A 19,454-nucleotide genomic window follows, 5' to 3' on the forward strand; every position below is an offset into this window, starting at 1 on the left:
GAGCGGTCCGACGGTCGAACTGTCGGGGCCGCATGGGCCAGAATGACCTCCGTGCCTTTCCTGTTGCTGATCGAGGACGACGACGCCATCCGCACGGCCCTCGAACTCTCCCTGTCACGCCAGGGCCACCGTGTGGCCACCGCGGCGACGGGCGAGGACGGCCTGAAACTGCTGCGCGAGCAGCGGCCGGACCTGATCGTGCTGGACGTGATGCTGCCAGGCATCGACGGTTTCGAGGTGTGCCGGCGGATCAGGCGCACGGACCAGTTGCCGATCATCCTGCTGACCGCGCGGAGCGACGACATCGACGTCGTCGTCGGGCTGGAGTCGGGCGCCGACGACTACGTGGTCAAACCGGTGCAGGGGCGGGTGCTCGACGCCCGGATCCGCGCCGTGCTGCGGCGGGGTGAGCGCGAGTCGACGGACTCGGCGACCTTCGGCTCGCTGGTCATCGACCGCTCCGCCATGACGGTCACCAAGAACGGCGAGGACCTGCAGCTCACACCGACCGAGCTGCGCCTCCTGCTGGAGCTGAGCCGCCGGCCCGGCCAGGCTCTGTCCCGCCAGCAGCTGCTTCGCCTGGTGTGGGAGCACGACTACCTGGGCGACTCCCGGCTGGTGGACGCCTGCGTCCAGCGGCTGCGGGCGAAGGTGGAGGACGTGCCGTCCTCGCCGACGCTGATCCGCACGGTCAGAGGTGTCGGCTACCGGCTGGACACGCCTCAGTGAGCGGTGCCGCAAAGAGGGCCATACTCGCGGGACTCGGCTGGACCAGTCTCAGACTGCGCCTCGTCGTCGTGTTCGGCATGGTCGCGCTGACCGCCGCCGTGTCCGCGTCCGGGATCGCGTACTGGCTGAACCGGGAGGCGGTACTGACCCGTACGCAGGACGCGGCGCTGGGCGACTTCCGGCAGCAGATGCAGAACCGTGCCGCATCGCTGCCCGCTCGGCCCACGGAGGGCGAACTCCAGACGACGGCGGAACAGATGGCGGGGGGCACCACCGGCTACAGCGTGCTGCTCCTCGGGGAGCGGGCCGCGGGCAAGCCGATCGTCGGCGCCTCCGACCCCGACGTCTTCACCCTCGACGACGTGCCCGCGGAGCTGCGCAAGGCGGTGAACGACCAGTCGCATCTGTTCTGGGTGCGCATCCAGCGCGGCAGCACGCCCTACCTGGTGGCCGGCACGCGCGTCGTCGGCGGCGGGCCGACGGGCTATCTGTTCAAGTCCCTCGACCAGGAGCGCCAGGACCTGAACTCGCTGGCCTGGTCGCTGGGCATCGCCACGGCCCTGGCCCTGGCCGGCTCGGCGCTGCTGGCGCAGGCCGCCGCGACGACCGTGCTCAAGCCCGTCCAGCGGCTCGGGCAGGCGGCCCGGCAGCTCGGCGAGGGCAAGCTGGACACCCGGCTTCAGGTGTCCGGCACGGACGAACTGGCCGAGCTGTCCCGGACCTTCAACAAGGCGGCGGAGTCGCTGGAGAAGAAGATGGCGGACATGAGCGCGCGGGAGGAGTCCAGCCGCCGCTTCGTCGCCGACATGTCGCACGAGCTGCGTACGCCGCTGACCGCGCTGACCGCCGTGACGGAGATCCTGGAGGGCGAACAGGACGCCCTCGACCCGATGATCGCCCCGGCCGTGGAGCTGGTGGTGAGCGAGACGCGGCGGCTGAACGACCTGGTGGAGAATCTGATGGAGGTGACCCGCTTCGACGCGGGCACCGCGCGACTGGTCCTCGACGACGTCGACGTCGCCGACCAGGTCACCGCCTGCATCGACGCGCGGGCCTGGCTGGACGCCGTCGAACTGGACGCGGAGCGCGGCATCATGGCCCGCCTCGACCCGCGCCGCCTCGACGTCATACTCGCGAATCTGATCGGCAACGCGCTGAAGCACGGCGGCTCGCCGGTGCGGGTGGCGGTGCGTACGGAGGGCGAGGAGTTGCTCATCGAGGTACGGGACCACGGTCCGGGCATCCCGGAGGAGGTCCTGCCGCACGTCTTCGACCGGTTCTACAAGGCGAGCGCCTCGCGGCCGCGGTCCGAGGGCAGCGGCCTGGGGCTGTCCATCGCGATGGAGAACGCCCTGATCCACGGGGGCGGCATCACCGCGGCCAACTGCACGGACGGCGACGGCGGTGCGGTGTTCGTGCTGCGGCTGCCCCGTGACGCCTCCGGCATCACCCCGGAGGGCCACGGTCGGACGTCCGGGGAGCGCGACGGCGGGCGGGGAGCGGAGGGCGACGCACGGTGAGCCGAGTACATGGGTCATGCAAAGCCCCCGCGCCGGCCGGCCCGGCGGACGCGGCCGGGCCGGGCCGGGGCATCGCACTGCCCGGGTTGCGCCGAACGGCGGTGGCCGTGGCCGGTGCCGTCGCCCTCGCGGCCGCCGTGGGCGGCTGCGGCATCAGGACGACCACGGTCCCGGTCGACGCCGGACCGGCGCCCTCCCGGGTGCCGTGCACTCTCTCCGGCAAGGAGACCGCCACCCGATCGGAGCCGCAGATTCCGGTACGGGTGTACCTGGTGTGCGCGTCGGCGCTGGAGGCGGTGGACCGTACCGTCCCGATCGCCGAGGGACGGACCGGCAACCGGGTGCGGATGGCCCAGGCACTCCTCCAGGAGCTGCGGGAGGATCCGTCGGAGACCGAGCGGGAGGCCGGGTTCGCGAGCCTCGTACGGGGCCCGCTGACGGTCTCCCCGCCACGTGACGGCGACCCGGCGGGCACGCTGCGGCTGAGCCGGCAGCCCGAGGACCTGCCGCCGGCGGCGCTTGCACAGGTCGTGTGCACGCTGGCGGAGAGTGAGGCGGCGACCGCGGGCGGCACGGTGGTGCTCGCGGGACCGGGCGAGTACGCGCCGCGCGGCTACCGCTGCACCGACTCGGTGAAACAGCGTCCCGACACGGCCCTGCCGACCGCGGGGCCGCTGCCGTCGCCGGCCGCCTCCTGACGAGAATTCCGGCGGGTGACCTACTCCGGCACGACCGGCACGGAACCGATCCCACCGGTCGTCGCGTCTTGTGGTGCGTGCAGCGTCAAGGTTCGGGCGGCAGTGCCGCCATCCGCTTCCGCGTGGCAGGAGGCATCCTCCTGCTCGCACATCTCGCTCTCGTGGCGTGGCTGACACTCCGCCCGCTGGACGTGCCGTGGGTGACGGCGGCGAACCTGGAACCGCTGGCGGGCATCAAGGCCGACCTCGCGGCGGGCCCCCTCCACGCGGCCCGTCGGATCGGCGAGGGACTGCTGCTCCTGGCGCCCCTCGGGATACTCCTCCCGATGGCGGGCGGCAGACTCGCCGTCTCCCCCTGGGCGTCACTGGCACGCACGGTCGCGGCGGGGGCGCTGCTGTCCCTGGGCATCGAACTGCTCCAGACCGCGGTGCCGGGCCGGGTCGTCGACGTGGACTCGCTGCTGCTCAACACCGCCGGGGTGGCGCTGGCCCATCTCCTCGTCGTTCCCGCCGGGCGCGCCCGGCTGCGGCGCGGGGGCTCGGGACACCGGCCGGCAGGCCGTGGGAGGGACCGGGGGCCCCTGCTCCGGGAGGACGCTCCTCAGGGGCCCACCCCGACGATTCCCAGGGTCGGGATCGCCCCCTGGAGCGACGCTTGTTCCGCTCGTTCCCGGTGAACATGGAGTCATCGGGAGCCCGACGGAGCGGCTCCCACGAAGGACTCCTGAAGGAGCACACCATGGCCGCACTTGCCCGCCCCCGCGACGGACGGATGATCGGCGGAGTGTGCGCAGCGCTGGCACGGCGCTTCGGCACCTCCGCGACCACGATGCGCGTGATCTTCCTGGTTTCCTGTCTGCTGCCCGGCCCGCAGTTCCTGCTGTACCTGGCGCTGTGGCTGCTGCTGCCGGCGGAGAAGACCGCCTCCACCGCCTGGTGACGACCGCCGCGACCACGCGGGGGAGGCGCGCACCCGGACGTCCGGGTGCGCGCCTCCCGTCGTCGGCGGTCGCGCCGTAGGGCGCCCTCGTCGGTGACCGGACGCCGCACGCCCCGGTCACACGGGGAGCGGAAGACCGTTCAGCGGAAGGCCGTTCAGCGGCAGACCGCCTGCCGGCACACCGCTGACCGGCAGACCGCCGAGGAGGCCGCCGACCGGGGCGGGCGCGGGCGCGGGCAGGATCCTGGGACCGGACTGCTGGGCGAGCTCCTCGACGGCGGGCAGCACGGTCGGCTGGACGGCGGAGAGGGCGTCCACGGGCGTGCCGACGTCGGGGAGGGCCGTCGTGGCCGACGCGGAACCGGCGGCGGCAGCGGCGAAGGCGGCGCCGAGAGCGGCGACACCGAGGGTCTTGGCAGCAGCTTGCTTCATCAGGTGTGTTTCCTTGGGGAGGGGAATTGCACGGCTTTGCAAGCTAGCCAGCGCCGCCACGGCCCCGCAAACACCCGGAGGAAGGAAAAACGACCGGGGGTTGACACTCCCGGCCGTTTCCACATCACTTCGCTTCAGCCTTTTCTAGCGGCAGAACCGCTGGTCGTGGCCGTCTGCTGGAAAAGCCACTCCGACCTGAGTTCGGCGTATCCCGGCTTGATGACGTCATTGATCATCGCGAGCCGCTCATCAAAAGGAATGAACGCCGACTTCATCGCATTGACCGTGAACCACTGCATGTCGTCGAGCGTGTAGCCGAATGTCTCGGTCAGCAGCTCGAATTCGCGGCTCATGCTCGTGTTGCTCATCAGCCGGTTGTCCGTGTTGACGGTGGCCCGGAAGTGCAGCCGTCGCAGCAGCCCGATGGGGTGCTCCTCGTACGAGGACGCGGCACCCGTCTGCAGGTTGGACGTCGGGCACAGTTCGAGCGGGACCCGCTTGTCCCGGACGTACGCGGCGAGCCGCCCCATCTTCACGCCGCCGTCGGCGGCGACCTCGATGTCGTCGATGATGCGGACGCCGTGGCCGAGACGGTCCGCGCCGCACCACTGGAGGGCCTGCCAGATGGACGGCAGCCCGAATCCCTCGCCGGCGTGGATCGTGAAGTGGTTGTTCTCCCGCTTGAGGTACTCGAACGCGTCGAGGTGGCGGGTGGGCGGGTAGCCGGCCTCGGCGCCCGCGATGTCGAAGCCGACGACGCCCGCGTCGCGGTAGCGGTTGGCGAGTTCGGCGATCTCCAGGGCCCGAGCCGCGTGCCGCATCGCGGTCAGGAGGGCACCGACCCGGATGCGGTGGCCGTTGGCGCGGGCCCGGCGTTCGCCCTCCCGGAAACCGTCGTTGACGGCCTCGACGACCTCTTCGAGGGTCAGCCCCGCTTCGAGGTGCTGCTCCGGCGCGTACCGCACCTCGGCGTACACGACGCCGTCCTCGGCCAGGTCCTCGGCGCACTCGATCGCGACGCGCTTGAGGGCCTCCCGGGTCTGCATGACGGCACAGGTGTGCGCGAACGTCTCCAGGTAGCGCTCCAGCGAGCCGGAGTCGGCCGCTTCGTGGAACCAGACGCCGAGCTTGTCCGGCTCGGTCTCGGGCAGGGCGTCGTAGCCGACGGCGCGGGCGAGGTCGATGACGGTGCCGGGGCGCAGCCCGCCGTCGAGATGGTCGTGCAGAAGAACCTTCGGGGCGCGGCGGATCTGGTCCGTGGTGGGCCCCTGGTGCCCGGGGGCGCTTCCCCGGGAGGATGCGTGGGGTGTCTGGCTCGTCATCTCCGCACTCTAGTCCCTACGCGCGTAGAAGGCAGCTGCACGAATCACCTGTCGATACGTAACAGTGACCGTGCGGACGGGTGGAGTACACCTGCCCTTCTGAGACTGTTCTGCCGTGACTCCACCCACGCGCGAACGCGCGGGCTTCCCGTGCCGGTGGCCGCGCCGCCTCGCAGGGGGACGGCCCGGCCCTGCCGAGGACGTTCGACGCGCCGACGTGGTCCGCGTTCACGGTGAACCCGCACGCCGTGCGTGCGGACTTCGCCCGGGTGACGCGGTTTCCCTTCTCGGCTCGCCCGCAGGACGGGCGGGCGGGCGCGGGAGGTGCTGCGGGGTGGTCCACGGCTATGGCGGTCCGACCGGTGCTCCCCCATCGGCTGAAGCCGGTGGTCCCCTTGCTCAGGAGGATTGATGGCACACCACCCACTGCCCCGCTGGTGGGGGCGCACGGCCGGCGCGGCGGGAACGGCCCGTGCCCGGTTCGAGGGGAACGCGGCACGAGGGGAACGGCGGAGCGGCACGGCCGCGCGGGCCCGGCTGGGCCGCGCCGTCCGGCCGGGCGGAGAGGCGGCGGACGGCGTCGTCACCGCAGTGGTGCTGGTGCTGCCGGACGGTGAGCCCGAGTCGGCACGCCGCCCGTCCGCGCTCGCCCGCGCCTCCGCCCTGCCACTGGCGCGCTCCCTGGCCCGGGCGGGCCGCGGGGACGGCCTCGTCGCGCACGTCGTGCGCTACGGCGGGCGCGGCTGGAACGGCACGGACGCCCGGCTCGCGACGGACGCGTCCCGGGCGGCGGACGAGGCGGTGCGGCGCTACGGTGACGTACCCGTCTGCCTGGCCGGACAGGGCATGGGAGGGCGGGCCGCCCTCCACGCGGCGGGGCACGGCGCCGTCAACTCCGTGCTGGCTCTCGCCCCTTGGCTGCCGGAGGACGACGTCGCGGCGCAACCCGAACCGGTGAAGCAGCTCGTGGGCCGCCGGGTCCTGATCGTGCACGGCACGAACGACGCGAGGAGCGATCCGGAGCTGTCGTACCGGCTGGCGGAGCGGGCGAAGAAGGCGAACCGGGACACGTGCCGGTTCGAGGTCCATTCGGACGGGCACGCGCTGCGGCAGTACCAGGTCGAGGTCCAGGCGCTGGCCGCGGACTTCGTCATCGGCTCCCTCCTCTCGCGCGCCTACGCCCGCCCCGTCGCGGACGCGCTCGCCGCGCCCCCGCCGCTGGGGCTCCGGATGCCGCTCGCCGCGGGCTTCGGGAGGGCGCTGCGCCACTGACGGCACGGGCCCGCCGTGCAGTACGTGCACCCCCAGGTCATCCGTTCGACAGGGGGGAACGGTCATGCCGGGCCCGGAGGCCAGCGGTCCTCTTACCGGACCGCGAAGAAGATGACGGGGGCCGGCGGTACGGGAACGCCGCCCCGGCGTCCCTCGCGCGGAGGGGCGCCGCACTCCGGTGCGCGGGCGCGTTCACCGGCGCGGCACCGGGCCCCAGGCGAGCGGCTCAGTCCGGAAGCAGGTTGCCCCGGCGCGACAGCAGGAACTTCTTGAACGCCGCCACCGGCGGAGTGTCCGCGTGCCCGTCCAGCCACGCCACCCCCACCTCCCGGATCGCCCGCGGTGCCGTCACCGTCAGCTCGACCACGCCCGGGCGCGGCACCGCCGGCGGGGGCAGCAGGGCCACGCCGAGACCCGCGGCGACCAGACCGCGCAGCGTCTCGGCCTCCTCCCCCTCGAACGCGACGCGCGGCGAGAATCCCGCCTCGGCGCAGAGCGCGTCGGTGATGCGCCGCAGCCCGTAGCCCGGTTCGAGGGTCACGAAGGTCTCGTCCGCCGCCTCGGCCAGCCGGACCCGTTTCCGGGTGGCGAGCCGGTGGTCGTCGGGCACGACGAGCCGCAGCCGCTGTTCGTCCAGGCGCCGGGCGACGAGGTCGGGTGCGTCCGGGACCGGTGAGGTGAGGCAGAGGTCGAGCTCGCCGGCCCGGAGCCGCTCGATCATCGCCTCGCCGTAGTTCTGCACGAGCGTGAAGCGGATCCGGGGGTGGTCGACGCGGAACGCCCGGATCAGTTCGGGCACGGTCTCGGAACCCATGGTGTGCAGGAATCCGAAGGCGACCTTGCCCCCGGACGGGTCGGCGTCGGCGCGTACCGACTCCGCCGCACGTTCCACCTCGCCGAGCGCCCGCTCCACCGAGACGAGGAAGTCGCGGCCCGCTGGCGTCAGCGACACGGTGCGGCCCTTTCGGGTGAACAGCGTCACCCCCAGGTCCTGTTCGAGGCGGACCATGGCGCGCGACAGGGTCGACTGGGGCACGCCGAGTTCCTGCGCGGCCCTGGTCACATGCTCCTGCCGGGCGACCCCGGCGAAGTACGCCAGGCGCGGCGCGAGCAGCAGCCGCATGTCTTCTTCGTAACTGCTCGGTGACAGGTGAGCCTGTGAGCTGTATTCATGCGCCATGGGAACGATTAAAGCCGTTCCATGCATTGGACGCATCAAAACGATGCGCCTACCTTCGAAGTATGCCTTCCGCAAGTACCGGGGCGCCCACCACCGTGGGTGCCCTCTCCTCGCCGTCCCCCGAACCCACCTCGTCGCGCCTCGCTCCCGGAGCCCCCGGCTACCGGCGGATGAGCTTCGCGCTCTTCTCCGCGGGCGTGGCCACCTTCGCCCTCCTCTACTCCACCCAGGCCCTGCTGCCCGCCCTGTCCGACGACTTCGGCGTGACCGCGAGCGCGGCCAGCTGGACGGTCTCCGCGGCCACCGGGGCGCTCGCCCTGTGCGTGCTGCCGCTGAGTGCGCTGTCCGAGCGGTTCGGCCGGGTGCGGCTGATGACGGTGTCCCTGGTGGTGGCGACGGTCCTGGGGCTGCTGGTGCCGCTCGCGCCCGGCCCGGAGTGGCTGGTGGCCCTGCGTGCGGTCCAGGGCGCGGCACTGGCCGGCGTCCCCGCCTCGGCGATGGCGTACCTGGCGGAGGAGGTGCGCCCGCAGGCGCTGGTCGCCGCGATCGGGCTGTTCGTCGCCGGCAACAGCATCGGCGGGATGAGCGGCCGGATCGTGACCGGCTGGGTCTCGCAGGCCTGGGGCTGGCGGGCAGCGCTCGCCGCGGTCGGGCTGATGGCGGTGGTCTGCACCGTCGCGTTCCGGCTGCTGCTGCCGAAGGCGCGGAACTTCACGCCCGGTTCGCTGAACCCGAGCGCGTTGGCGCGCACCGTCCGCGGTCATCTGTCGGATCCTCTGCTGATGCGGCTGTACGGGATCGGCGCACTGTTCATGACGGTCTTCGGCGCGGTCTACACCGTGATCGGCTACCGCCTCGTCGGCGCCCCGTTCGGCCTCCCCCAGGGTGTCGTCGGCTCCGTCTTCCTGGTCTATCTGGTCGGCACGGTCGCGTCGGCCGCCGCGGGCCGTCTCGTGGGCAGGCTGGGCCGGCGCGGTGCGCTCTACCTCGCGGTCGGCACGACGGCGGCGGGTCTGCTGCTGTCGCTCGCCGACTCGCTGACCGCGGTGCTCCTGGGCCTGGTGCTGATCACGGCGGGCTTCTTCGCGGGGCACGCGGTGGCCTCCTCCTCGGTCAGCCGTACCGCGACGACGGGCCGCGCCCAGGCCTCGGCCCTGTACCAGTCCGCTTACTACCTGGGCAGCAGCGCGGGCGGCACGCTGGGCGCGGTCGCCTTCCACTCCGGCGGCTGGGCGGGCACGGTCCTGCTGGGGCTGCTCGCGGTGCTCGGCGTCGTGTCGATCACGCTGTACGGGTCGTACGCGGCACGTGCGCGGGAACGCCGGCCGATTCTCTCCGCGGCGGCAGTTCGCCACTGAGGCCCGTGTGACGACGGTCCCGGAAATCCGCCGAATCGGTCCTCTCCTCCCTACAACCGCGGCTCCCCCGTACGCGTCCAAAGGTCGAGGCAACCGCGCCGGGCGTACAGGGGAGTTGGTGACCGTGAGTCGTGCAGGACACCGGGGGACCATACGGAGACGGGGTGGTGTCGCCCTCGGCATCACCGGGCTGGTGGTGCCGTTGGGCTTCGCGCTCGGAGCCGCGCCGGCCCAGGCGGCGTCGTGCACGACGTCGACCGGGCCGTACCAGAGGCAGGTCGAGAAGTTCATGGGCCTGAAGGTCGACGGGCGGCAGTCGCCGTCCGACTGCAAGGCGATCCAGACCTTCCAGCGCTGGCACGGGATCACCCCGACCATCGGCTACGCGGGTCCGGTCACCTGGCGCACGATGAACACGATCCTCGCCCAACGGGCCGCGGGCACGACCCCGAACAAGGCCGGCACGTGCCCGACCGACAAGGGGCGCATCGCCTGTGTCGACCTGACCAGGCAGCTGAGCTGGATCCAGGACGGCTCGAAGCTGAAGTACGGGCCGGTGCCGGTGCGGACCGGGCGGGACGGCGCGGAGACCCGGACCGGCGCGAAGCGGGTCTACTACCGCAGCGCCAACCACTGGTCGACGATCTACAAGGTGTGGATGCCGTACTCGCAGTTCTTCGACGGAGGGCAGGCGTTCCACTCGGTCACCAAGAGCATGTACAACCCGCCGGGCTCCGGCGGCTGCGTCAATATGCGGCCGGCGGACGCCAAGGCGTACTGGAACCTGCTCAAGAACGGGGACGACGTGTACGTCTACGGCCGCAAGCCCGGAACCTGACGCTCGTTGTCAGTCCGCTCCGGTAGCGTCCGAAGGGCTGGTGCGGATGGCGACAGGGGTGGACCCATGGGTGATCTGGCAACGACGCAGGACCTCGAGTCCCGGCTGGAGGGCTACCGGACGGAGCTCACCGGTTACTGCTACCGCATGCTCGGATCGGCCTTCGAGGCGGAGGACGCGGTCCAGGACACCATGGTGCGGGCCTGGAAGAGCTTCGAGAAGTTCGAGGGGAGGTCCTCGCTGCGTTCCTGGCTGTACCGCATCGCCACGAACGTGTGCCTGGACATGCTGAACGCGGGCAACCGCCGGGCCCGCCCGATGGACCTGACCGACGCCACCCCGGTGGCCCAGGCGCAGCTCACCGCCCGTTCGGAGATCACCTGGCTGGAACCGGTGCCGGACGGGCGGGTGCTGCCTTCGGTGGCAGACCCGGCCGACACGGCGGTGGCGCGGGAGTCGATCAGACTGGCGTTCGTCGCGGCGCTGCAGCACCTGCCGCCGAAGCAGCGCGCGGTGCTGATCCTGCGGGAGGTGCTGGCCTGGAAGGCCGCCGAGGTGGCCGAGCTGCTGGGCACGTCCGTCGCCTCGGTCAACAGCGCGCTCCAGCGGGCCCGCGCCACCCTCGCCGAGTACGACCTCTCGGACTCCGATCCCGCGGACCCGCTCGACCGGGAGCAGCAGAAGCTGCTGGAGCGCTATGTCGCCGCCTTCGAGGGGTACGACATGCAGGCGCTCACGGCACTGCTGCGTGAGGACGCGACGATGTCCATGCCGCCGTACGACCTGTGGCTGCGCGGCCACGACGACATCGTGGGCTGGATGCTCAACGTCGGTGAGGTGTGCCGCGGCTCGAAGCTGGTGCCCACGGTGGCCAACGGCTCGCCGGCCTTCGCCCAGTACCACACGAGCCGGGACGGCGAGGGGTACGAGCCCTGGGCGCTGATCGTGCTGGAGATCGCCGGCAGCCGGATCGGCGCGATGGACTTCTACCTGGACACCAAGCGCTGGTTCCCGCTGTTCGGACTGCCGGAGCGGCTCAGCGCCGGGGGCTGACCGGCGAGGGCCGGTCCGGGTCGTCGTCGCCCAGTCCGGCGAGGGCGAGCAGCGTGAGCAGTTCGGGACCGGCGTTCGCCAGGTGCAGCTCCCGGCCGAGTCTGCGGGCGGTGAGCCTCAGCCGGGCGACGGCCTCGACGGCGGTCAGATCGGCGACGGTCAGCCGGGCCGCGTCGCACACGACCTCCCGGCCGGCGCAGTCCCCGGTGGCTCGTCTCCGCAGCCGGGCGCACAACAGCGGCACATCGGCCGGGGTGATCCGGCCGATGAGCTCCACGACGATCGGCTGCCGAGTGCTGTCCACACGAGAGGAGACCGCGCCCGCGACGGCGACTCATCGGTCGGCACGGCCACTTCCCGCTTGGGGCCGGTGCGCGTGGGAGACCGGGTGGGAAGTCAGCCGACGGGGAAGGCCCCGTGTCGATCCTCTGGTGCGTCCGTCTCCTCCCGGAGACGGACGAGGCCGTCCCACTCCTGGCCGTGAGGTGCCGGTGGGTCGACGCTGAGTGCGCCCATGGCGGTCTCCTCTGTCGGTGCGTCACCGGGTCCAGCATGCCGAACGGGACCGGCGGCCCACCACCGGTCCCGTTCGCCCGAAAGACGTCACCCGGGCCCGTGCCCGCGCTCGCCCGGGTCAGGCGATGCGCTCCAGCACCACCGGGGTCGCCTCGTACGAGGCGCCCGGTGCGGCGATGTCGAAGGAGCCCTCCAGGGACTGCAGGGCGTAGTCGAACTTCTCGGGGGTGTCCGTGTGCAGGGTCATCAGCGGGGCGCCCGCGGTGACCTCGTCGCCGGGCTTGGCGTGGAGTTCGACGCCCGCGCCCGCCTGCACCGGGTCCTCCTTGCGGGCCCGGCCGGCTCCCAGGCGCCAGGCCGCCACGCCGACCTCGTAGGCGTCGAGACGGGTCAGCACGCCCGAGGCCGGAGCCGTGATCACATGCTGCTCGCGGGCGACCGGCAGCGCGGCGTCCGGGTCGCCGCCCTGTGCGGCGATCATGCGGCGCCAGACGTCCATCGCCGAACCGTCGGCCAGGGCCTTCGCCGGGTCGGCGTCCTTGATCCCCGCCGCGTCGAGCATCTCACGGGCCAGTGCGATGGTCAGCTCCACGACGTCCGCCGGGCCGCCGCCCGCCAGCACCTCGACGGACTCGCGGACCTCCAGGGCGTTGCCCGCGGTGAGGCCGAGCGGCGTCGACATGTCGGTCAGCAGCGCGACGGTCTTCACCCCGTGGTCCGTACCGAGGCCGACCATGGTGGAGGCGAGCTCGCGGGCGTCCTCGATGTTCTTCATGAAGGCGCCGGTACCGACCTTCACGTCCAGCACGAGCGAGCCCGTGCCCTCGGCGATCTTCTTGGACATGATCGAGGAGGCGATCAGCGGGATGGCCTCGACCGTGCCGGTGACGTCGCGCAGGGCGTACAGCTTCTTGTCGGCGGGGGCGAGCCCGTCGCCCGCGGCGCAGATGACCGCGCCGGTGGTGTCGAGGACCCGCAGCATCTCCTCGTTGGACAGCAGCGCCCGCCAGCCGGGGATGGACTCCAGCTTGTCGAGCGTGCCGCCGGTGTGGCCGAGGCCACGGCCGGAGAGCTGGGGAACGGCTGCGCCGCAGGCGGCTACCAGCGGGGCCAGCGGGAGCGTGATCTTGTCACCCACGCCGCCCGTGGAGTGCTTGTCGGCGGTCGGGCGCGACAGTGACGAGAAGTCCATGCGCTCGCCGGACCCGATCATCGCGGCGGTCCAGCGGGCGATCTCCGTACGGTTCATGCCGTTCAGCAGGATCGCCATCGCCAGCGCCGACATCTGCTCGTCGGCGACCTCGCCGCGGGTGTACGCGTCGATGACCCAGTCGATCTGCTCGGGAGTGAGCTCGCCTCGGTCGCGCTTGGTGCGGATGACGGAGATGGCGTCCATGTGCTTTGGGTCCTTCCGGGTGCGAACCAGGTGGTGCGGGAATGTCGCGGCCCCTCCGCCGGAACAGCGGAGGGGCCGCCGGGTCATGGCCCTGCGGGGCCTAGTGCCGCCTCGGGCAAGGTGTGCCCGTCAAGGAGCGGCGTCCGGTGCACGGGGTCTCCCCCGGCCCTCCGGCCGAGGGAGTGGGGCCTCCCCAGGCCCTCCGGCCGAGGGAGTGGGGCCTCCCCAGGCCCTCCCGGGCCGAGGGGGTGGGGCCTCCCCAGGCCCTCCCGGGCCGAGGGGAAGAACGCAAGGTGCCGGATCGACCCCGTAGGGGGCCTACTCGGTTGATCCGGCAACGCCGCGAGCCGCCGTGCCGGGCGCCGCGACGGAGCGAACGCTGCCCGACGCGGCACTAGCCGAGCTCCTCCGGGCCGAGCTCCTCCGGGCCGAGCTTCTCCGGGCCGAGCTTCTGCGGGCCGAGCTTCTGCGGGCCGAAGGCCAGGGGCAGCATCTCGGCGAGGGGCAGGATGCCCGCCTCGGTCTCCAGCAGCAGGCCGGGGCCGCCGAACTCGTACAGCAGCTGGCGGCAGCGGCCGCACGGCATCAGTACGTCGCCGTTGCCGTCCACACAGGTGAAGTGCGTGAGCCGGCCACCGCCCGAGGCGTTCAGCTGCGAGACGAGCCCGCACTCGGCGCACAGCGACAGTCCGTACGAGGCGTTCTCGACGTTGCAGCCGCTGACCGTGCGACCGTCGTCGACGAGGGCGGCCGCGCCGACCGGGTAGCCCGAGTACGGGACGTACGCGTGGGACATCGCGTCCCGCGCCGCCTCCCGCAGGGCTCCCCAGTCGACGGCGCCGGCGTCGGCCGCCGGCGCGGGGCCGGGCGTCACTTGCCCTGGCCCTTCTTGTACGGCTGTCCGATGACCTTGGGTGGCCGCAGACGCTGCGCCGACAGCGCGAGCACCAGAAGGGTGGTCACATAGGGAGCGGCGTCCACGAACTGGCTGGGCAGCGCGTCGGTGAGCCCGTACCAGGCGAAGAGCAGACCGGAGACACCGAGGCAGATACCCGCCTGCCAGTGCTTCCTCTTGTAGAGCTGCCAGGCGAAGACCAGCACCAGCAGGATCGCCAGGAGCAGAAGCATGGCGTGGACGTTCTCGGCGCCGCCGCGCAGCTTCAGGCTGTCGGTGAAGCCGAACAGTCCGGCACCGAGCGCCAGTCCGCCCGGCATCCAGTTGCCGAAGATCATGGCGGCGAGACCGATGTAGCCTCGGCCGCCGGTCTGGCCCTCCTGGTAGATGCCCGTGGAAACGATGGCGAGGAACGCGCCTCCGAGTCCGGCCAGCGCACCGGAGACGATCACGGCGATGTACTTGTACTTGTAGACGTTCACGCCGAGGGACTCGGCGGCGACGGCGTTCTCACCGCAGGACCGCAGCCGCAGACCGAAGCCGGTGCGCCACAGGACCCACCAGGTGGCGGGCACGAGCAGCAGCGCGATGACGGTCAGCAGGGAGAGGTTGGTGACCAGTCCGCCGAGCACGCCCGCCAGGTCGGAGACGAAGAACCAGTGCTTGGCCTGAAGGTCCGCCAGGGCGTCCGAGAGCCCGGGAATCGTGATCTCGGTGATCGCGTCGATGCGCGGGGACTGCTTCGAGGAGCCGCCCGGCGCCTCGGCGAAGGTGAAGTCGGACAGGTAGCGGGTGGCACCGACGGCCAGGATGTTGATGGCGACACCGGAGACGATGTGGTTGACGTTGAACGTCACCGTCATGATCGCGTGCAGCAGGCCGCCGAGCGCGCCGCCGATGATGCCCACCGCGACGCCCGTCCACGGGCCCCACTGGTAACCCGCCCAGGCGCCGAACCAGGTACCGAGGATCATCATGCCCTCGAGGCCGATGTTGATCACGCCTGCCCGCTCGGCCCACAGGCCGCCGAGACCGGCGAGACCGATGGGCACGGCGAGCTGGAGGGCGCCGGACACCTGCCCGACCGAGGTGAGGTCGTTGGCGCCGCTGATGACGCGGACCAGCGAGAACAGTGCCAGACCGCCCGCGATGATGAGCAGGATCATGGGCACGGAAAGGGTGCGACGGGCGCGCTTGATGGGCGCCGCGCCGGCCGGGACGGCCGTGGTGGTCGTCACGCGGCCACCTCCTCACGGTTCTTGCGGGCCTGGGCGGCGAGTTCCTCGCCGACCTTCTGCTGCTGGCGGCGGAGCCCGTACTGGCGGACGAGTTCGTAGGACACGACGACCGCGATCACGATCAGGCCCTGCATGATGATGGAGATCTCCTTGGGGTACCCCGCGAGACCGAGCCCTTCCGCCGTCTTCTCCAGGAAGGAGATGAGCACGGCGGCGAAGAAGATGCCGATGGGGCTGTTGCGGCCCAGCAGCGCGATGGTGATGGCGGTGAAGCCGACGCCCACCGGGAAGCTGAGGCTGTAGGTGTGGGTCTGTCCCAGCAGCATCGGCATGCCGGCGAGGCCCGCGACCGCACCCGAGATCAGCATGGCGGTCATGACCATCTTCTTGGCGTCGACGCCGCTCGCCTGCGCCGCGGACTCGCTGGCGCCGGTGGCGCGCAGGTCGAAGCCGAAGCGGGTGCGGTTCAGTACGAACCAGTAGACGAGGCCGAGTGCGAAGGCGACGAAGGTGAAGCCGTAGATGGTGCCGCCTTCGAGCTCGAGACCGGGGACCCAGCCGGACTCGGCGATCTCTCCGGTCGTCAGGTCGTTGGAGCCCTTGGGCTGCACACCGAGGTTCGCGGGCAGGATCAGCCAGGCGATCAGGCTGGTCGCGATGGCGTTCAGCATGATCGTGGAGACGACCTCGCTGACCCCTCGGGTCGTCTTCAGGATGCCCGCGATACCGGCCCAGAGCGCGCCGACGAGCATGGCGACGAGCACGATCAGCGCGACGTGCAGCGGGCCGGGCAGCTCGACGGAGGCGCCGACGACGGCCGCCAGCATCACCGCGAGGCGGTACTGGCCGTCGACGCCGATGTTGAACAGGTTCATCCGGAAGCCGATGGCGACGGCGAGGGCGGCGAGGTAGTAGATGCCGCTCTGGTTGAGGATGTTCACCTGGACATCGGTGAACTCCACCTGCTCCGCCATCAGCTGGTAGGGCTCGATGGGGCTGAGGCCCGACACCAGCAGCACCACGGAGGTCAGCACGAAGGCGACGACCAGGGCGAGCGCCGGTCCGGCGAAGCCCAGGATCAGCCGGTCCTTGTCGAATTTCCTCATCGGCCCTCACCGGTTCCGTTCTCGTGGCGCTCAAGGTGGCCGGTGGCGGCGCCGGTCATGGCCGAGCCCAGCTCCTCGGGGGTGATCGTGGCGGGGTCGGCGTCCGCGACCAGCCGGCCGCGGTACATCACCCGCAGGGTGTCGGAGAGCCCGATGAGCTCGTCCAGGTCGGCCGAGATCAGCAGCACCGCGAGGCCCTCGCGGCGGGCCTCGCGGATCTGGTCCCAGATCTGCGCCTGCGCGCCGACGTCCACACCACGGGTGGGGTGGGCGGCGATCAGCAGCTTGGGCGCGTGGCTCATCTCGCGACCGACGATCAGCTTCTGCTGGTTGCCGCCGGAGAGGGAGGCCGCGGTGACCTCGATCCCGGGGGTGCGGACGTCGTACTCGCGCACGATCCGCTCGGTGTCCTTCCGGGCGGCCTTGAGGTCGAGCAGGCCGTTCTTGCTGTTGGGGCGCTCGGTGACATGGCCGAGGATACGGTTCTCCCACAGCGGGGACTCCAGCAGCAGACCGTGCCGATGGCGGTCCTCGGGGATGTACCCGATCCCGCCCTCGCGGCGCTTGCGGGTCGGCGCGTGGGAGATGTCGGCACCGTCGAGGGTGATCATGCCGCCGTCGGGGTCGCGCATGCCCATGAGCGCCTCGATGAGCTCGGTCTGGCCGTTGCCCTCGACCCCCGCGATGCCCATGACCTCACCCTTGTGGATGGTGAGGGTGATGCCCGCGAGGACCTCGCGGACGACGCCGTCGGGGTCGACCGCGGTCAACCGGAGGTTGCCGACGTCGAGCATCGGCACATCGGTGACCGTCGACTCGCGCGTCTCCGGCGAGGGGAGCTCGCTGCCGACCATCAGCTCGGCCAGCTGCTTCGGGGTGGTGGTGCGCGGGTCGGCGGTGCCCACGGTCGTACCGCGGCGGATGACGGTGATGTCGTCGGCGACCGACAGCACCTCGCCCAGCTTGTGCGAGATGAAGATGACCGTGAGGCCCTCGGCCTTGAGCTCCCGCAGGTTGTCGAAGAGCGCGTCGACCTCCTGCGGGACCAGCACGGCGGTCGGTTCGTCGAGAATCAGAGTGCGGGCACCGCGGTAGAGGACCTTGAGGATCTCCACGCGCTGGCGGTCGGCGACACCGAGCTCCTCCACGAGGACGTCCGGGCGGATGTTCAGCCCGTACGCGTCCGAGATGTCCTTGATCTTCTTCCGGGCCTGGGCGCCGATGCCGTACAGCTTCTCGCCGCCGAGGACGACGTTCTCCAGCACGGTGAGGTTGTCGGCCAGCATGAAGTGCTGGTGGACCATGCCGATGCCGGTGGCGATGGCATCGGCCGGGCTGTGGAAGCTGACCTGGTTGCCGTCGACGGTGATGGTGCCCTCGTCCGGCTTCTGCATGCCGTAGAGGATCTTCATGAGGGTCGACTTGCCGGCACCGTTCTCACCGACGAGAGCATGGACTGTGCCCTTGCGGATGGTGATGTCGATGTCGTGGTTGGCGACGACGCCGGGGAAGCGCTTGGTGATGCCGTGCAGTTCCACGGCGGCAGCAGCCGGCGGCGATGACGGACTGGACGCGTTGATGACGCACTCTCCTTGGAGGAAGGAGCGAGAAGCAGGGGCAGGGCAGGCGTGGGGGCGGGCAGTTCCGCGGTCAGGGGTGGTGGCGAAGCTATCGCGCCCGAATGAACTCTACGCGCGTAGCAGCAACAAAGAGCGAGAACCGGTGGACGGAACCCGGTCCGGGTCCGGAGGGGCTGCTGCGCGCCGCCCCTCCGGACCCGTGGGCCCGTGGTTCCCGTCGCCCGGTTACGGGGCGGTCTTGACCGTGACCTTGCCCGCGATGATGTCGGCCTTGGCCTTGTCGATCGCGGCGGTGACCTCGGTCATCTTGGTGAAGGCCGGGTTGGAGGTGGCCAGGCCCACGCCACCCTTGTCGAGGCCGTAGCGGACCTCACCGGACTGCGGCTTGCCGTCCTTGACCGACTTGATCAGGTTGTAGACGGCTCCGGACACGTCCTTGGTCACCGAGGTGAGGATGTAGTCCTGGTACTGGGCGAGACCCCGCTGCTTGTACTGGTCGGAGTCCACGCCGATGGCCCACTTCTTGGCCTTGGCGGCGGCCTCGATCGAGCCCGAGCCGGCGAGACCGGCGGCGGCGTAGATCACGTCGGCGCCCGCGTCGAGCTGGCCCTGCGCGGCGGCCTTGCCCAGGTCCGGCTTGGAGAAGCCACCGAAGTCCGGCGGCTGGGTCAGGTACTGGACCTTGACGTTGACGTTCTTGTTGGTGTCCTTGACGCCCTGGACGAAGCCGGCCTCGAACTTCTTGATCAGCGGCACCTCGACGCCGCCGATGAAGCCGACGGTGTTGCTCTTGGTGACCTTGGCGGCGGCGACGCCGGCCAGGTAGGAGCCCTGCTCCTCGTTGAAGACCAGGTTGGCGATGTTCTTGCCGGTCTTGGAGGTGTCGTCGATGAGGCCGAACGTGGTGTTCGGGAACTTCGGCGCGACCTCGGCGATGGCCGGGGCGTAGGCGAAGCCGACGCCGATCACCGGGTTGTTGCCGGCCCGGGCCAGCGAGGTGAGGCGCTGCACCTTGTCCGGGTCGCCCTCGCCTTCACTGGGCTCGGCCTCGGCGCCCGTGACGTCGAGTTCCTTCTCGGCCTTGGCGAGACCCGCGTAGGCGGCGTCGTTGAACGACTGGTCTCCGCGGCCGCCGATGTCGTAGGCGATGGCCGCCTTGGCGCCACTGCCCGATCCGGCCTCGGACGAGGACTTGCCGCCACATGCGGTGGCGGACAACGCGAGTGCCGTGGACGCGATGCCCACGGTGGCGATCCTGGTGATCCGGCGCACTAGAGGCTCCTTATAAACCTGACCGAAAGCGCCACTTCCGGCGCTGGTTTTGCGGCGATCGTAACGCGCGTAGATGTCAGGTAAAGACGTGTTCGACAGCCGTTATCGG

The 19,454-nt window shown here is 71.3% G+C and carries 19 protein-coding genes; 9 read left to right on the forward strand and 10 right to left on the reverse strand.

The features are described from left to right. Positions 1 to 51: 51 nt before the first annotated feature. The 5 genes from afsQ1 (at position 52) to FEF34_RS14145 (ending at position 3,887) form a co-directional block, all read left to right on the forward strand. Positions 52 to 729, forward strand: coding sequence for a two-component system response regulator AfsQ1 (gene afsQ1, locus FEF34_RS14125; protein WP_026165053.1), 678 nt, complete (start codon positions 52 to 54; stop codon positions 727 to 729). Next, positions 726 to 2,249, forward strand: a complete 1,524-nt coding sequence (locus tag FEF34_RS14130) for a sensor histidine kinase (RefSeq protein WP_138053516.1) — start codon at positions 726 to 728, stop codon at positions 2,247 to 2,249. The genes afsQ1 and FEF34_RS14130 overlap by 4 nt, the downstream gene beginning before the upstream one ends. Further along, complete coding sequence (locus tag FEF34_RS14135; RefSeq protein WP_138053517.1) at positions 2,246 to 2,947, forward strand: hypothetical protein; 702 nt, start codon at positions 2,246 to 2,248, stop codon at positions 2,945 to 2,947. The genes FEF34_RS14130 and FEF34_RS14135 overlap by 4 nt, the downstream gene beginning before the upstream one ends. A 122-nt stretch (positions 2,948 to 3,069) precedes the next feature. Next, a complete protein-coding gene (locus FEF34_RS14140; protein ID WP_234042394.1) occupies positions 3,070 to 3,624 on the forward strand; it encodes a VanZ family protein in 555 nt (184 codons plus the stop codon). A 62-nt stretch (positions 3,625 to 3,686) separates the two neighbouring features. Further along, a complete protein-coding gene (locus tag FEF34_RS14145; RefSeq protein ID WP_138053519.1) occupies positions 3,687 to 3,887 on the forward strand; it encodes a PspC domain-containing protein in 201 nt (66 codons plus the stop codon). A 117-nt stretch (positions 3,888 to 4,004) separates the two neighbouring features. Here FEF34_RS14145 and FEF34_RS14150 read toward each other — a convergent pair whose 3' ends face one another. Beyond that, the gene (locus FEF34_RS14150; protein WP_138053520.1) at positions 4,005 to 4,319 is read right to left on the reverse strand and encodes a hypothetical protein; all 315 of its coding nucleotides are present in this window, start codon (positions 4,317 to 4,319) and stop codon (positions 4,005 to 4,007) included. 134 nt (positions 4,320 to 4,453) lie between these two features. Further along, positions 4,454 to 5,641, reverse strand: a complete 1,188-nt coding sequence (locus FEF34_RS14155) for an adenosine deaminase (protein WP_138053521.1) — start codon at positions 5,639 to 5,641, stop codon at positions 4,454 to 4,456. 591 nt (positions 5,642 to 6,232) lie between these two features. Between FEF34_RS14155 and FEF34_RS14160 the strand changes: the two genes are divergently transcribed. Further along, entirely contained in the window at positions 6,233 to 6,913 is a 681-nt protein-coding gene (locus FEF34_RS14160; RefSeq protein ID WP_171053295.1) for an alpha/beta hydrolase, read from the forward strand. Between the two features lie 226 nt (positions 6,914 to 7,139). Here the strand turns inward: FEF34_RS14160 and FEF34_RS14165 are convergent, their stop codons facing one another. Continuing rightward, entirely contained in the window at positions 7,140 to 8,093 is a 954-nt protein-coding gene (locus FEF34_RS14165) for a LysR family transcriptional regulator (RefSeq protein WP_138053523.1), read from the reverse strand. Between the two features lie 62 nt (positions 8,094 to 8,155). Here FEF34_RS14165 and FEF34_RS14170 point away from each other — a divergent pair, with 62 nt between their 5' ends. From FEF34_RS14170 to FEF34_RS14180, 3 genes are all read left to right on the forward strand, one after another. Continuing rightward, positions 8,156 to 9,451, forward strand: a complete 1,296-nt coding sequence (locus FEF34_RS14170) for an MFS transporter (protein WP_138053524.1) — start codon at positions 8,156 to 8,158, stop codon at positions 9,449 to 9,451. A gap of 193 nt (positions 9,452 to 9,644) precedes the next feature. Next, on the forward strand, positions 9,645 to 10,289 hold the full coding sequence (locus FEF34_RS14175) for a L,D-transpeptidase family protein (RefSeq protein WP_138057474.1): 645 nt from the start codon (positions 9,645 to 9,647) through the stop codon (positions 10,287 to 10,289). A gap of 66 nt (positions 10,290 to 10,355) precedes the next feature. Then, entirely contained in the window at positions 10,356 to 11,342 is a 987-nt protein-coding gene (locus tag FEF34_RS14180) for a sigma-70 family RNA polymerase sigma factor (RefSeq protein ID WP_138053525.1), read from the forward strand. Here the strand turns inward: FEF34_RS14180 and FEF34_RS14185 are convergent. The 7 genes from FEF34_RS14185 to FEF34_RS14225 form a co-directional block, all read right to left on the reverse strand. Then, on the reverse strand, positions 11,326 to 11,646 hold the full coding sequence (locus FEF34_RS14185; protein ID WP_138053526.1) for an STAS domain-containing protein: 321 nt from the start codon (positions 11,644 to 11,646) through the stop codon (positions 11,326 to 11,328). The genes FEF34_RS14180 and FEF34_RS14185 overlap by 17 nt on opposite strands. Before the next feature lie 330 nt (positions 11,647 to 11,976). Then, complete coding sequence (locus FEF34_RS14200) at positions 11,977 to 13,254, reverse strand: thymidine phosphorylase (RefSeq protein WP_138053528.1); 1,278 nt, start codon at positions 13,252 to 13,254, stop codon at positions 11,977 to 11,979. 394 nt (positions 13,255 to 13,648) lie between these two features. Then, positions 13,649 to 14,128 carry a cytidine deaminase gene (locus tag FEF34_RS14205; protein ID WP_138053529.1) on the reverse strand — a complete coding sequence of 160 codons (480 nt, stop codon included), beginning with the start codon at positions 14,126 to 14,128 and terminating at the stop codon, positions 13,649 to 13,651. Next, positions 14,125 to 15,387 carry an ABC transporter permease gene (locus FEF34_RS14210; protein WP_138053530.1) on the reverse strand — a complete coding sequence of 421 codons (1,263 nt, stop codon included), beginning with the start codon at positions 15,385 to 15,387 and terminating at the stop codon, positions 14,125 to 14,127. Before FEF34_RS14210 ends, FEF34_RS14205 begins: the two co-directional genes overlap by 4 nt. Continuing rightward, the gene (locus FEF34_RS14215) at positions 15,384 to 16,493 is read right to left on the reverse strand and encodes an ABC transporter permease (protein WP_138053531.1); all 1,110 of its coding nucleotides are present in this window, start codon (positions 16,491 to 16,493) and stop codon (positions 15,384 to 15,386) included. The genes FEF34_RS14210 and FEF34_RS14215 overlap by 4 nt, the downstream gene beginning before the upstream one ends. Beyond that, the gene (locus FEF34_RS14220; RefSeq protein ID WP_138053532.1) at positions 16,490 to 18,031 is read right to left on the reverse strand and encodes an ABC transporter ATP-binding protein; all 1,542 of its coding nucleotides are present in this window, start codon (positions 18,029 to 18,031) and stop codon (positions 16,490 to 16,492) included. Before FEF34_RS14220 ends, FEF34_RS14215 begins: the two co-directional genes overlap by 4 nt. A gap of 267 nt (positions 18,032 to 18,298) precedes the next feature. After that, positions 18,299 to 19,345, reverse strand: coding sequence for a BMP family lipoprotein (locus tag FEF34_RS14225; RefSeq protein ID WP_138053533.1), 1,047 nt, complete (start codon positions 19,343 to 19,345; stop codon positions 18,299 to 18,301). Positions 19,346 to 19,454 lie beyond the last annotated feature (109 nt).

This window comes from Streptomyces marianii, assembly GCF_005795905.1.
Taxonomy (GTDB): domain Bacteria; phylum Actinomycetota; class Actinomycetes; order Streptomycetales; family Streptomycetaceae; genus Streptomyces; species Streptomyces marianii.